We start from the raw sequence: 13,848 nt of genomic DNA, 5'->3' as shown, positions 1-13,848 counted from the left end.
TCAGGACTCCTTGCCGGTCAGGGCCACGAAGGCGGATTCCAGGTCGGCCTGGACGATGTTCAGCTCGAGCGGGACGACCCGCTGGGCGGCCAGCGCCCGCGACACCTCGTGGGCGAGGTTGCCGCCGCCGGTGACGGTCCACAGACCGTCGTCGACCGTCACCGAGCCGACGCCGGGCACCCCCGCCAGCTCGGCCGGGCCGGACGGGCGGAACGTGACCGTCACGCCCGCGGCGGCGCCGCGGATCAGCGCGCTCGGGGTGTCGACGGCGACGGTCCGGCCGTCGTCGATCACCGCGATCCGGTCGCACAGCCGCTCGGCCTCGTCCATGAAGTGCGTGACGAGCAGGACGGTCACGCCCCGGTCGCGGATGTCCGAGATCAGCCGCCAGGTGTCGCGGCGGGCCTGGGGGTCCAGCCCGGTGGTCAGCTCGTCCAGGACCGCCACCTCCGGCGAGCCGACCAGGGACAACGCGATCGACAGGCGCTGCTTCTGGCCGCCGGAGAGTTTCTTGTACTGCATGCCGCCGTGCTCCCCGAGCCCCAGCCGCTCCAGCAGCGGCCCGGTCGCGGCCGGCCGCTCGTAGAAGGACGCGAAGAGCTCCATCGCCTCCCGCACCCGGATGCGGTCGGGCAGCTGCGACTCCTGCAGCTGCACCCCGAGCCGCTGGCGCACCACCGGGTCGCCGGGCTCCCGGCCGAGCACCCGCACCGAGCCGCCGTCGGGCGTGCGCAGGCCCTCGACGCACTCGACCGTCGTGGTCTTGCCGGCTCCGTTGCGCCCGATGATGCCGAAGATCTCGCCGCGCTCGACGGCGAAGGTCACGTCTCGCACGGCCTCGCGGTCGCCGTACCGCTTCTGCAGGCCCCGCACGTCGATGACTGTCATACCGAGCACTCTCCCGGCTCCGGCGACCGGGCAGAATGACGCTGGATGCCGAGGCGGGGGTGGAGTTATCTGCACCCGGCACGGCAGCCAGGGCCGATGTGCGCAGCGACGGGGAAGGCGAGGCTCGATGGCATGACGTACTCCAGGGCGCTCGTCCGCAGCGCGCAACTGCTCGGGATGACCGTGCTCACGCTCGCCCAGTTCGTGCTGACGGTCCTGCCGAGCGCCGTGGTCGTGGTCGCCCCCGGGATCGCCACGCGCCGGCTGACCAACCGCTGGCGGGCGCTGTTCGGCGACTGGCTCGGGCGCGAGATCCCGGTGCCGTACCAGCCCGAGCCGGAGCCGCCGCGGCCGGACGAGGAGGGGCTGTACCGCCACGACAACCAGCTCTACCGCTCGCCCCGCGTGCCCGAGTACCTGCGGCGGGTCGACTGGTTCGCCAAGGACCCCGCGCTCGCCCGCGACCTGACCTGGATGCTGTGGTTCCCGCTCGTCGTGCTGCTGGTGATCCCGCTGGGCCTGCCGTTCGCGCCGCGGGCCGTGGGCCTGGTCGCGCGGTGGAGCGAGGCCCGGCTGCGCCCGGTCGCCGGCCCGCGGCCCAGCCGGCCGAAGCGCTCCGACCGCATCCTGCTGGCGTGGGCCCGCTGCGGCCTGCTCGCGCTGAGCGCCGTGGTGCAGGTCGTCCTGTTCGCGCTCACGCTGGTGTGCTTCGTGCTCGGCTTCGGCCTCGGCCTGGTGTTCCTGATCCCGCTCGGCCTGACCCACTTCCGCTGGCTGGCGAACCTGCGCCGGGAGTGGGCGGCCTGGGCCGGCGTCGCCATCGAGCCGCCCTACACCGCCCGCAAGCGCCCGGAGCTGCGCCCGGACGGCCTGTACCGGGTGGACCGCAGCCTCTACAAGACCGCGGGCATGGCCGAGTTCAACGCGCGCTGGCAGTGGATCTGGCACGACGCCGCCTCGTGGCGGGACCTGCTGTGGCTCGTCGCCGACGCGCTCGTGGTCGGGGCCGTGGCCGGCGTCCCGGTCGCGGCCGGGATCTACGGTGCCTGGTGGCTGGCGCTGCCCTGGGTGTGGACGCAGTGGTTCGGGGCGGAGTCGAGCCGGTGGTACGGCGCCCTCGACGGCAACCGCACCGTCGGCCTCGTCGCCGGCCTCGCGCTCGTCGCCGCCTCCTTCGCGCTGGCCCCCGTCGCGGTGGGGCTCGCCTCGCGCTGGAGCGCCGTCCTGCTGCGCCCGACCGCGAAGGAGCAGCTGCGGCGGCGGGTCGAGCGGCTCACCCAGACCCGGGCCGACGCCGTCGACGCGCAGGCCGCCGAGGTGCGCCGCATCGAGCGCGACCTGCACGACGGCGCCCAGGCGCGGCTCATCTCGGTCGGGCTCACCCTGGGCGCGATCGAGCGGCTCATGGACACCGACCCGGACGCGGCCCGTAAGCTTGTCGCCCAGGCCCGCGAGACCTCGCAGACGGCGCTGAGCGAGCTGCGCGCCCTCGTCCGCGGCATCCACCCGCCGGTGCTCTCCGAGCGCGGCCTGCCCGACGCCGTGCGCGCCCTCGCCCTGGACACCGCGGCCGACGTCACCGTCACCGGCCGCCTCGCCGGGCGGCCGGAGGCCCCGGTCGAGTCCGCGGCCTACTTCGCGGTCAGCGAGCTGCTCGCCAACGCGGTCCGCCACGGCCACGCCGCGCACATCATGGTGCACATCGCCTTCGCCGACGGCCTGCTGCGCATCACCGTGACCGACGACGGCGACGGCGGCGCGAACCCGTCGCGCGGCACCGGGCTGCGCGGGATCGAGCGGCGGTTGGGTACCTTCGACGGGACGCTCGCCCTGCACAGCCCCGCGGGCGGGCCGACCGTAGCCTCCCTGGAGCTGCCGTGCGCGTTGTCCTCGCCGAAGACCTCTACCTCCTGAGGGACGGCCTGGTCCTGCTGCTGCAGAGCCATGGCTTCGAGATCGTGGCGGCCGTCGACACCGGCCCGGACCTGCTCGCCGCCCTGCTGGAGCACCGGCCCGACGTCGCCGTCGTCGACGTGCGGCTGCCGCCGAGCTTCACCGACGAGGGCCTGCAGGCCGCCCTGGCCGCCCGCCGCGAGGTGCCCGGCCTGCCCGTGCTGGTGCTCTCGCAGCACGTCGAGCAGCTCTACGCCCGGGAACTGCTGGCCGACGGCACCGGCGCGGTGGGCTACCTGCTCAAGGACCGCGTGTTCAACGCGGACCAGTTCGTCGACGCGGTACGGCGGGTGGCCGGCGGCGGCACCGTCATGGACCCGTCGGTGATCGCGAAGCTGGTGGCCCGGCCGACGCCGCAGACGGGCACCCTGACGCCGCGCGAGCGCGAGGTGCTGACGCTGATGGCGGAGGGCCGCTCGAACGCGGCGATCGCCAAGCAGCTGTTCCTGTCGGAGAGCGCGGTGAACAAGCACATCGCGAGCATCTTCGGCAAACTGAACCTGCCGATCTCGGACGACGACAACCGCCGCGTGCTGGCCGTGCTCGCACACCTCCAGGGGGCGTGATGCGATAAATCCCGATCGCTGCCGCGATCAGGATTTATCGGACATATCACAACTTAGACGGCCAGGACGATCTTGCCGCGGCCGTGGCCGGTCTCGATCTCGCGGTGCGCGCCGGCGGCCTCGGCGAGCGGGTAGACGCGGCGCACGTGCCACTGGGTGCGGCCGGAGGCGTACAGGTCGATCAGCTCGGCCAGGGCCTCGTTGCTGCGCCGGCCCTGGATGCTGCCCAGCCCCAGCTCCTCGATGCGGTCGTGCGCGACCAGCGTGATGATCCGCTTGCGGTCGGGGACGAGCGCCAGGGACGTCTCCAGGGCCTCTCCCCCGGCGCCGTCAATGGCGGCCGTCACGCCCTGCGGCGCGAGGGCGCGGACCCGGTCCGGCAGGCCGGGGCCGTACACCACGGGAATCGCGCCCAAGGAGCGCACATAGTCCTGGTTGGCCTCGCTCGCCGTGCCGATGACCGTGGCGCCCAGAATCCGGGCAAGCTGCACGCCGGCCGTGCCGGTCGCGCCCGCCGCGGCGTTGATGAGCACGGTGTCGCCCGGCCCGGCCCCGATCGCCGAGAGCGCCAGGCGGGCCGTCTGCCAGCCGGCCGTGAAGCCGCCCGCCACCTCCCACGGCACGCTCGCCGGCTTGGGGGTCACCTGGTCCTCGGGCACCACGATCCACTCGGCGTACGCGTTGAACACGCTGAACCCGAGCACCTCCGAGCCCACCGGCACGGCGTCGGTGCCCTGGTCGACGACGCCGGCGAACTCGTTGCCGGGGATCTGCGGGAGCGTGACGGGGGCGTAGGGCGGAACCCACCCGCGGCGCAGCCCCGCGTCGAACGGCTGGACGCCCGCGAAGCGCACGCGGACCCGGACCTGACCGGGTCCGGCCTGCGGCTCGGGCAGGTCGTGGAGGCGAAGGACGTCGGGCGGACCGGGTTCGGCGAACGCAGCGGCTCTCATGAGCAACGACTGTGCGACCTGAAGCGCGCTTGAGGTCAATGGGGTACCGTGCTTCCGCGCCGAAGTTCTCAGGGAGTCGACGATGGTGAACGCGAAGGACTGGGTCGTTGTCGGTCTCGACAACGGCGGCACCGCGAACAACGCTACGGTGCTCGACCACGAGGGTTCGTTCCTGGTGGACGGGCTCGTCGAGGTGCCGAGCCGGGTGCTCGACGGCCCCGAGGCGGCCGTGGAGTCGCTCGCCGGGGCGTTCGACAACATCCTCGCGGTGACCAAGGTCGACCGCTCCCGCGTAGTCGCCGTCGGCCTGGACACGCCCGGCCCGGCCAGCGCCGACGGGGTCATCTCGTCCAAGGGCGCGACGAACTTCTCCCAGCCGGCCTGGTGGGGCTACGACTTCCGCGGCGCGCTCGAGCGGCGGCTCGGCCTGCCCGTCGTCTACAACAACGACGGCAACGCGGCCGCCCTCTACGCGCATCACGTGTACTTCGGGCCGGCCGCCGACATCAAGTCCTCGGTCTCGGCGATCGTCGGCACCGGCCTCGGCGGCGGCGTCATCGAGCAGGGCAAGGTCATCCGGGGCGCGGCCGGCATGGCCGGCGAGCTCGGGCACGTGCACATCCCGATGCACGGCCTGCTCGAGGAGGGCCAGCCGCTGCCGTCCTGCGGGTGCGGCTTCCTCGGCGACGTGGAGAGCGTCTCGTCGCTCACCGGGATCGTGCGCAACCTGCTGCCGTACTGGCTCACCCGCTTCCCCGACCACCCGCTGCACGGCGCCGACTCCCTCAAGTCCGCCGCGAAGCAGGTCCGCTCCTACGCCGAGCAGGGCGACGAGCTGGCCCTGCACATCTTCGAGCAGCAGGCGATGGGGCTCGGCCGCCTGTTCACGATCGCCGCGAACTTCACCGACCCCGACTGCTACTTCGTCGGCGGCGGCGTGGTGGAGGCGGCACCCCACTTCCGCGACTGGTTCCTGGGCCGGGTGCGCGAGCACACGCTGCTGCGCGAGGAGCAGGCCGCGGTGGCCGAGTTCTCGCTGGTGCCGGAGCGCGACATGGCGGGCGCGCGGGGCGCGGCCATCGCCGCGGCGGGGACGGTCGTCGCTTGATATGTCGGGCGCTGCGCGCCACGACATATCCGCATTTTTCTCCCGTCGCCGCTTATCCGAGCCTTGCCCGGTTCAGCCGTCTCAGGCGGTCTCGACCGCGACCGGGGCCCGGGGAACGTTCTCGGCCGTCAGGTTGAGCACGCCCTTGTCGTCGCGCTGCCAGCGGCGGCCGCTCGCGTCGGTGAAGCGCAGCTCCACGTGCATGTCGGCCGACGGCGCGAGCCGGATGGTGCCGTCGTCGTTGATGCGGTCCCGGTCGACGGGGCCGTCGGTCTGCTCCTGGTCGAACCCGGCGTACACCTCGGGCTGCTCCCCCGGCGGCACGATCCGCACCCGCCGGATCGCCGTCCACGCGGCGGGCGGGTCGTGGAAGACGATCTCGACGTCGTACACCGGCGCCTGCCCGGCGTTGCGCACCGCCGCCCCGACGACGCCGCGCGTGATGATCTTCTCGAACGTCTCGCGCTCGCTGACCGCCCACGCGCACACGCGCTCGGCGTCGCGCCGGTCGTCGGCGAGACGGTACAGCGCGGCCAGCTCGCCGACGGCGCTCGCGGCCCGGCGGGCGGCCTGCAGCGCGGCCCAGCCGAGGTAGACGGCGCCCCCGGCGACGAGCACGGCGAGGATCGCGGCGACGAGTAGCCCCACGTTCGCCAACGTACCGGCTCAATATCGCCCATCGGCGGCTTTTCCCAGATAAACGACATATCGCCTGTCGGGGTATAAGTCCGAAAAGTCGCGGCGCGGAGCGCCCGACTTTTCGCTCCTCGCGGGAAGTTGCGGCGCGGAGCGCCCGACTTTTCGCTCCTCGCGGGAGTGTCGAGCACAATCGGGAACGTGAGCAACCTGGAGGGGCAGCCGGCCGAGGTCGAGCTGCCGGTCGACACCGATGCCGCGCCGTGTGCCGAGCTGCTCGAGGGGCGCGACGTGCCGCTCGGGCGGTACACCGTCGTGCGCCGCAGCCTGCCGAACAAGTCGCGGCGGACCGTCGGGGCGTGGTGCTTTCTCGACCACTTCGGGCCCGAGGACGTCACCGGGACGCCGGGCATGCGGGTGCCGCCGCATCCGCACATCGGGCTGCAGACCGTGAGCTGGCTGATGAGCGGCGAGGTGCGCCACCGCGACAGCCTCGGCTCCGACCAGGTCATCGTCCCGGGGCAGCTCAACATCATGACGTCCGGGCGCGGCATCGCGCACTCCGAGAACTCGCCGACCGCCCGGCCGCCGATCCTGCACGGCCTGCAGCTGTGGGTCGCGCTGCCGGAGGGCGAGCGGCACCGGGCGCCCGCGTTCCAGCACATCGCGGACCTGCCCGAGCTCGCCGACGGCGGCACCCGGATCATCGTCGCGGTCGGGGAGCTCGAGGGCGCGCGGTCGCCCGCCGAGGTGCACACCGAGCTGGTCGGGGCCGACGTCCGGCTGGCCGGGGGCGCCGACATCGCCGTACGGGCCGACTTCGAGCACGCGGTCGTCGTCACCGAGGGGGTCGCCCGGGTCGAGGGGGTGCAGGTGGCGCCGGGATCGCTGCTGTACCTCGGGGCCAACCGCGACCGCATCCGGCTCGAGGCCGAGGACGGCGCGCGGCTGTTCCTGCTCGGCGGGGTGCCGTTCGAGGAGGACCTCGTGATGTGGTGGAACTTCGTGGGGCGCTCGCACGAGGAGATCGTCGAGGCCCGCGAGGACTGGACGCGCGGCGCGGACCGCTTCGGCGTCGTGCCCGGAGGCGAGGAACCGCTCCCCGCCCCCGGGCTGCCCACGACCCGGTTGATGCCCCGGCCGCGGTACCGGCGCTAAAGCAGTTTCCACAAATGGTCGGCGGTGCCGTTGTCGGTGAACTGCACCACCTGGGCGCTGTTCGCCGTCGACATGCCGGACACGCCGAGCACCTTCAGGCTGTGCTGGACCTGAATCCGCACCCAGCCGTCGCCGTTGTCGACGAGCCGCCACAGGTGGTCCGCGCTGCCGTTGTCCTCATATTGCTGGACCAGCGCACCGTCGGCCGTCGACATGTTCTGCACGGCCAGGAGCTTCCCGCTGTTCTGGTTCTGGATTTTGTACCACCCTGAGCCCGCGTCGATCAGGCGCCAGTTGTGGTCCGCCGTCCCGTTGTCGTCGAACTGCACGACATTGGCGCTGTTCGCCGTCGACATGCCCGCGACACCCAGCACCTTGAGGCTGTTCTTGTTCTGGATGCGCTTCCAGGAAATGGGGGCCGTGGTGCCCTCGACGCGCATCTCCAGCATGCCGCCCGAGAAGCCGGCCTTGAGCTGGACGACCACGCGCAGGGCCGACGTGGTGATCGCGTTGAAGGTGACCCGGTTGAAGGTGTTCAGCGCGGTCCCGTACGCCGAGGCCCCGCTCACCGCCGTCCACTGCCCGGAGGCGTTGAGGTACTGCACCTGCCACGACTGCGGCACACGGCACTGCCCGGCGCCGGTGTCGTCGAACCAGTACACGGAGACGGCGCCGGTGTTGATCGGCGTCGCGTAGGACAGCTGCGCCCACTCGCTCGTGCCGAGGTGGTCCCACCAGGTCAGCCGCGGGATGGACTGGTCGCCGGAGCTGCTCGGGACCTTGCCGTCGTTGATCGCCCCGACGCTGTCGCCGCCCCAGCACCACGACGCCGAGGCCGTCGCCGGGATCGACCACTCGATCGCGTCCGAGCCGTCGCTGATGCGCGGGAACGTCGTGATGCGCACGCGCTGCGCGCCCATCGGCAGCAGGGTCACGGTCTCGTTGGGCTGGGTCGAGCGGGCCGGGCTCTGCTGCAGTGTGCGGATGATCCCCTCGGCGTCGGCCTGCCAGTTGGGGATCTTGCGCCCGGTGGCGGTCAGCGAGATCGGGGCCCCGTCGCGGGTGAACGGGTTCGCGGCCAGCGGGCCGGACTTGCGGGTGACGGTGACCGCGGGGTTGTTCGGGTCCAGCAGGAGCCCGTAGTTCCAGGCGGCGTCCGTGTACACCTCGTTGCTGGGCCACGCGTCGGTGCCGCCGATGCGCGACCAGCGCTCCGGGATCGACAGCGAGAAGGTCAGCGGCCCGTTGTCGACGCTGATCGCGTTGCCGTTCTTGGCCCAGGTGCGCACCGTCGTGCGCATCGGCAGCGTGACGGTGACCTTGTCCCCGTTGTTGAAGGTCTGGTCGAGGATGACGAACGAGCCCGGCTGCAGCGTGCCGGTGACCAGGGTGCCGTTGACCCGGACCTGGGCACCCGTGGACCAGCCGGGGATCCGCAGGTACAGCGGGAAACTCACGGCCCCGGGCGTGCCCAGCGTGAACGTGATCGTGTCGCTGAACGGGTAGTCGGTGTCCTCGGTGATCGTGACGGTGGTGCCGTTCGCGCCGACCTTGGCGGTCACCTGCGAGGCACCGTACATCGAGGCGCACAGGCCGTTGTCCCACGTGCCGAACCACAGCTCCTGGGCGTAGTACGGCCAGCCCATGCCGTAGTTGTGCGGGCAGCAGCGGTAGTTGTGGATGCCGAGCATGTACGCCAGCATCGGGAAGCCGTTCTGGAACTGCCCCTGTGTCAGCGTGCGGTTCGTGAGCGCGATGCTGTTCGCGCAGCTGATGTAGTGGATGCCCTTCTGGGCGGGGTCGAGCGCGGCCGGCAGCGAGTTGAACGCGAGATCCTCGCAGCGGTCCAGCCACACGGAGTCGCCGGTCATCCGGGCGAGCATCTGGTGGCTGTGCATGAACTCGACGATGCCGCAGGTCTCGAAGCCCTGGCGGGGGTCGGTGTAGCCGGTGCGGCAGTTCTCGTCGCCGGCGAAGCCGCCGCCGGGGAAGCCGCCGTAGAGCCCCATCACCGTGTTGTAGTCGTTGTACGTGGCCTGCTGGAACTTCGGGTCGGTGTCGAGCAGCCCGTACTGGGCCGGCTCCCGGAACCCCTGGGCCAGGTTGACGTTGTGCCAGTTCGGGATGCCGTTGGTGTAGTCGGCCGAGCCCGCGTGGATCTTGCGCACAAGGTCGAGCAGCCAGCTCTCGCCGATACGGTTGTAGAGCCAGTAGATGCTGTCGATGTTGTCGCCCCAGCGCAGGGCGGCCCAGCTGCGGTTGAACACGGCGGCCGGCTGGGCGTTCTGGAACTGGAAGTACTTGCGCATGAACGGCACCACGCGGGTGTCGCCGCTGTACTCCGCGAACGAGCGCAGCGCGTCGAGCAGCGGCATGTGCGGCCAGAAGTCCGGGCCGCCCTCGAGGCTCGTGCGCAGGCTGTCCGGCCCGAAGAAGCCGTCGGCGGCCTGGTTGGCGATGATGCCGTCGATCCACTGGCGGGCGAGGGTGAGGATGCGCGTGTTGCCGGTGACGTACCCCAGGTCGCCGAAGCCGCGCAGCCAGTACGGCAGCTCCTCCCAGGCACCCTTGGTCTTGTCGACCCAGCCGCAGTTGGCGTACACCAGGTAGTCGGAGACCTCGGTCATCCGCCCGCACAGGCCGTCGGCCTCGATGTTGAGCTGGTTCCTGATCCACCCGCGCGGCTGCACGGCACCCGGGGGCAGCTTCAGGAACGGGGTGGCCTTGAGCGGGGCGAGGTTCGGCGAGTACTGCCCGGTGCGCGCCCCGGCCGTGACGGTCTTGCTGGTGCGAACGGCGGCGTTCGCGACCCCGGCGACGGCGGTGCTGAGCGCGATCGCGCCGCCGGTGACGACGGCCCCTCGCGCGACGAAGGTCCTACGGTCCACGATCGGACTCCTTTGCTCCTGGCGGGGAACATCGATGCCCGATTATGCAGAGAAACGGTCGTTCGTGAAAGAACTCGTTCGCTTTTGTTTACTTCTCCGGTGATGGTTGTGCACTCTCCGGCTGCGGCTGGTCACGCTCTTCCCGGTCGCCCCGTTTCGGATCGCCCGGTTCTTGATCGTTCTGTGCTGGGCCGCTCGGTTCTGGGTCGCTTTGTTCTGGGTTGCTGTGTTCTGGGTCGCTGTGTTCGCCGGTCGCCTGGTACCACCGCAGTCCGCCGGCGACCGCGAGTCCCGCGCCCACCGCCAGCGCCACGACGACGCCCCATCTCCCCCACGCCGGCCCGGCGAGCGTCCCGTACCGGAACACCGCTGAGTCGCCCACGCCCACCATGACCGCAAGACACGCCCCGGCGATCGCCACCACGATGTCCACACGTTTGAACAGCGACAGCACCCCGGCCGCCACCACGCCGACGGCCGCCACGAGCGGCCACAGCCGAGCCAGCACCTGCACCCCGACCCCATCGGCGGGCGAGGCGGCAAGCCCGGCGGACTGCACAATCCAGACGGAGGCGACGACCCCGCCCCCGACCGCGACGACGGCGAGCACGGTTCGCAGTCGCCACACCAGCCCGACGACCACGGCCCCGAGCAGCCCCCCGGCCCACCACCAGCCGGTCTGCGGTGCCGGGGCCGCCGCGACGGTACCGCGCACAATCCCCGGCTCCCGCCCGTCGATCAGCAGCGGCACGCTCCACGCACGGGCCGGCAACTCCCGGGCCCGCTCGTCATGCCACCGAACCCGAGGCCCCCCCGCCACGAGATGCCACTCGGGCGCGGCGGCCGCGTTGCCTCCGGCCGCGCTCCCGCTGATCGACCGGCTGGCGAACCAGGTGGGCGACTGCCGGTTCTCCTCCACCCCGCGATCGCCGACGCGGAGGAACGGCTCGCCTTGCAGCCCGAGCACGACGACTTCGCGCCCGGACCGGTTCACGAGCTCGAGCCGAGCCCCACCTTCGACCGCGCGAACCTCAACCCCGGAAACGGAGACGGACGCGACGCGCACGACATAGTCGACGGCGACGGGCGCATCGGCCCCGTGCGCGGCAGCCGGCCCGCCATAGAGCAGCACGCCAACGACCCCGACGCAGACCGCGGCGACAAGCCGCCAGACAACAGCCCCGAGGTGCAGACCACCTCGGCCGGCCACCACGCCGCGACTCATCGACCACACCTCATTCCCACAGTCCCCGCCGGGTCTGGCGAACTCGCTGGAGACCGCACCGGCGTTCGGCGCGACAACCGCCCCGCAGCCGCACCCCGGCTCGCAGCACCTGTCCAGCATCCTTCGGCGTGCGAAGGTTTCTCCGGCGGCCGACCCTCAGCACCCGCCAGCCGGACGGCAGCCGTCGACCGGCCAAAGCATCCCAGCGCGCGCACTTCGGCACCCGCCAGAGGGACGACAGCGGTCGGCGGGGCGGAGCGTCCTGGTGTGCGCACCTCGGCTCTCGGCGCGGGCGCTTCGGATCGCGGCACACGCACGTCGTCTCGGTGAGCGTCGGCCATCCAGCTCAGCGCGGACGCCTCGGATCGCGGCACACGCAAGTCGTCTCGGTGAGCGTCGGTCATCCGGCTCGGGCGGCCGCGATGGCGGTGACCAGGTCGGCGCGCGCCCGGGCGACCCGCGAGCGGATGGTCCCGACGGGGACGTCCTCGATCTCGGCGGCCTCCGCGTATGACACGCCGAGCACCTGTGTCAGCACGAACGCGACCCGGCGCTCCGCGGGCAGGGCGGCGACCAGCGCGTTCGTGGCGTGCAGGCCCGCGTGGTCGGTCTCGGCCAGCGGCGCCGGCTCGGCCACGACCCGGGCCTCGAGGCGCCGCGCGCGCACGGCCGCCCGCACCTGGTCGGCACACGCCCGCCGGGCGATGGAGAGCACCCACGTGCGCGCCGAGGAACGGCCCGCGAACTCGGGCAGCGCCCGGAAGGCCCGCAGGTAGGTGTCCTGGGTCACGTCGTCGGCCTGCGCCACGCCGACCAGCGCCGCGACGAACCGCCAGACCTCGGCCTGCGTGGCCCGCACGAAGGCAGCCGCGGCCCGCTCGTCGCCCGATCGCGCGGCCAGGAGCGCCTCGGTCGCCGGGTCCACCTCGCCGTTGGCCTCAGCAGTCACGCAGCGAGCCTAGCGCCCCACCCTGGCAATCCCCCTTCCGCCTCACCAGGGTGTAGCCGAGCCCACCGAGCGTGAACCTTCGCCGGCCGGTGAAAACACCACGGTTGCTCGGGTGGGCCCCGCGCTGGGAGATCAACGCCCGCCCGGGAACGGATCGCGGGTGATGAAGCGGAAGAGAATCGGCCGGTCTGCGGGCCGTCCGAGCGAGGTAAAGAGGCCGACGAAGACGACGGAGCCGGGGCAGCGGGTTGAGCCGGGGCGGCGTCGGGAGCCGGGGTCGCGAACGAGTGAGTGTCGCGTGCGTCGGGCGGCGGGGGTGCGGGCGAAGGCGAGGGCGCAGGCGTGGGCGCGGGTGCCGGCGGCGGGGGTACAGGCGCGGGCGAGTGGGTGTCGAGTGCATCGGGCAGCGCGGGCGGATGCAGGGGCGGATGAGTGTCGGGTGCGTTGGGTGGCGGAGGTGGGGCCGGGGCGCGTGGTCGGCGGGCGGACCTGGAGGCCCGGGCGTCTCGTTCGGCCCAGTGCGCCTCCAGCTCGGCGGTGCGGGCCTCGCGGTCCATCCGAGCGAGGCGCTCGGCGTGCCGCTCCTCGAGCCCCCGTCGCCTCGCCTCGGCGAAGGAGGCCCGGGTCGCGGCGCGACGCGCGCGGCGGAGCCGGTGCTCGACCAGCATCGTCTCCAGCCGGTTGCGCCATTCCGACGGGTCCTCTGCGGTCAGCACATGTTCCATGTCGACAATTTAGAACAGGGGTACGACAAAAGTCGGGCGGCGACAAGGCCCGCCGCAGCACCCAACTGAACCAGCAACGGCGTGCCGGGCAGGCAGGCGACCTCAGGGCCGTTCCCGCCGCCGCGCCGGCCACGACCGGGGGGCCGGGGCGAACCACAGCAGCCTCAGGGGCGCTTCCGGCGGCGCGCGAAGACCGTCACCGCCGGAAGTTGGCCACGACCGGGGGCCGGGCGAACCGCAGCGGCCTCAGGAGCGCTTCCGGCGGCGCACGAAGACCGTCACCGCCGCGCCCGCCACCAGTAGAGCCGCCAGCGTGAACCACAGTGGCGTCAGGCTGCCGCCGCCGCCCGGCGAGGGCGCCGCCGCCGTGGACGAGGCCGTCGCCGGGATCAGGCACGCCACCTCCGTCGGTGTGGCCGTGGCCGTCGGGGCCGCGACGGGAACGACGGCCTGGCAGTGGCCGTTCACGGGCGCGCCGAGGTCGATCGCCACGCGCCAGGAGCCGGGGGTCAGCGTCCCGCTGTACGTCTGGGTGCCGCGCTCGTCGCCGGTCTGGCGCAGTACCGACGGCGCCACCGAAGCCGAAGCGCCGTCCGCGGCCGTCAGCGTCACGGTCGTCGGCTCGTTGATCGGGTGGCCGTCCTGCCACTGGGCGGTGATCCACACGGAGCCGAGGCCGTCGGAGTGGATCGTCACCGAGGCGCCGCCGTGGGCCTGGGCCGGCGTCGCCACCAGCAGCAGGAGCACGACGACGGTCGCGAGGAACGTCCCGATGCGCACCGACGAACCCTACGGCACC

General features: G+C 72.5%; 11 protein-coding genes. 4 read left to right on the top strand and 7 right to left on the bottom strand.

Translation table 11 applies throughout. From position 1 onward, the window contains the following. A complete protein-coding gene (locus ABT369_RS31210; protein ID WP_350617393.1) occupies window positions 1-888 on the bottom strand; it encodes an ABC transporter ATP-binding protein in 888 nt (295 codons plus the stop codon). A 132-nt stretch (window positions 889-1,020) separates the two neighbouring features. On the opposite strand from ABT369_RS31210, the gene ABT369_RS31205 reads away from it, so the two are divergent. Both ABT369_RS31205 and ABT369_RS31200 read left to right on the top strand, forming a co-directional pair. Next, window positions 1,021-2,802, top strand: a complete 1,782-nt coding sequence (locus tag ABT369_RS31205) for a sensor histidine kinase (protein WP_350617390.1) — start codon at window positions 1,021-1,023, stop codon at window positions 2,800-2,802. Beyond that, complete coding sequence (locus ABT369_RS31200; RefSeq protein WP_350617388.1) at window positions 2,766-3,407, top strand: LuxR C-terminal-related transcriptional regulator; 642 nt, start codon at window positions 2,766-2,768, stop codon at window positions 3,405-3,407. Before ABT369_RS31205 ends, ABT369_RS31200 begins: the two co-directional genes overlap by 37 nt. Before the next feature lie 53 nt (window positions 3,408-3,460). On the opposite strand, the gene ABT369_RS31195 is transcribed toward ABT369_RS31200, so the two are convergent. Next, the gene (locus tag ABT369_RS31195) at window positions 3,461-4,360 is read right to left on the bottom strand and encodes an NADP-dependent oxidoreductase (protein ID WP_350617386.1); all 900 of its coding nucleotides are present in this window, start codon (window positions 4,358-4,360) and stop codon (window positions 3,461-3,463) included. 82 nt (window positions 4,361-4,442) lie between these two features. Between ABT369_RS31195 and ABT369_RS31190 the strand changes: the two genes are divergently transcribed. Beyond that, window positions 4,443-5,468 (top strand): ROK family protein, encoded by a 1,026-nt coding sequence (locus ABT369_RS31190; protein WP_350617383.1) that lies wholly within the window; start codon window positions 4,443-4,445, stop codon window positions 5,466-5,468. Between the two features lie 81 nt (window positions 5,469-5,549). Here the strand turns inward: ABT369_RS31190 and ABT369_RS31185 are convergent, their stop codons facing one another. Continuing rightward, window positions 5,550-6,116 (bottom strand): hypothetical protein, encoded by a 567-nt coding sequence (locus tag ABT369_RS31185; protein ID WP_350617381.1) that lies wholly within the window; start codon window positions 6,114-6,116, stop codon window positions 5,550-5,552. A gap of 189 nt (window positions 6,117-6,305) precedes the next feature. Here ABT369_RS31185 and ABT369_RS31180 point away from each other — a divergent pair, with 189 nt between their 5' ends. Then, a complete protein-coding gene (locus ABT369_RS31180; RefSeq protein WP_350617379.1) occupies window positions 6,306-7,262 on the top strand; it encodes a pirin family protein in 957 nt (318 codons plus the stop codon). On the opposite strand, the gene ABT369_RS31175 is transcribed toward ABT369_RS31180, so the two are convergent. The 4 genes from ABT369_RS31175 to ABT369_RS31160 form a co-directional block, all read right to left on the bottom strand. Then, entirely contained in the window at window positions 7,259-10,150 is a 2,892-nt protein-coding gene (locus ABT369_RS31175) for an RICIN domain-containing protein (protein ID WP_350617377.1), read from the bottom strand. The genes ABT369_RS31180 and ABT369_RS31175 overlap by 4 nt on opposite strands. 88 nt (window positions 10,151-10,238) lie before the next feature. Beyond that, window positions 10,239-11,375: a hypothetical protein gene (locus tag ABT369_RS31170; RefSeq protein WP_350617376.1), complete on the bottom strand. Its 1,137-nt coding sequence runs from the start codon at window positions 11,373-11,375 to the stop codon at window positions 10,239-10,241. 400 nt (window positions 11,376-11,775) lie between these two features. Then, a complete protein-coding gene (locus tag ABT369_RS31165) occupies window positions 11,776-12,324 on the bottom strand; it encodes a sigma-70 family RNA polymerase sigma factor (protein WP_350617374.1) in 549 nt (182 codons plus the stop codon). A 971-nt stretch (window positions 12,325-13,295) separates the two neighbouring features. Beyond that, on the bottom strand, window positions 13,296-13,829 hold the full coding sequence (locus ABT369_RS31160) for a hypothetical protein (protein ID WP_350617372.1): 534 nt from the start codon (window positions 13,827-13,829) through the stop codon (window positions 13,296-13,298). Window positions 13,830-13,848 lie beyond the last annotated feature (19 nt).

It is taken from the genome of Dactylosporangium sp. NPDC000244, from assembly GCF_040300725.1.
In the GTDB taxonomy this organism is placed as follows: domain Bacteria; phylum Actinomycetota; class Actinomycetes; order Mycobacteriales; family Micromonosporaceae; genus Dactylosporangium.
The sequence above is the reverse complement of the archived record's forward strand: the minus strand, read 5'-3'. Positions and strand labels throughout refer to the sequence as shown.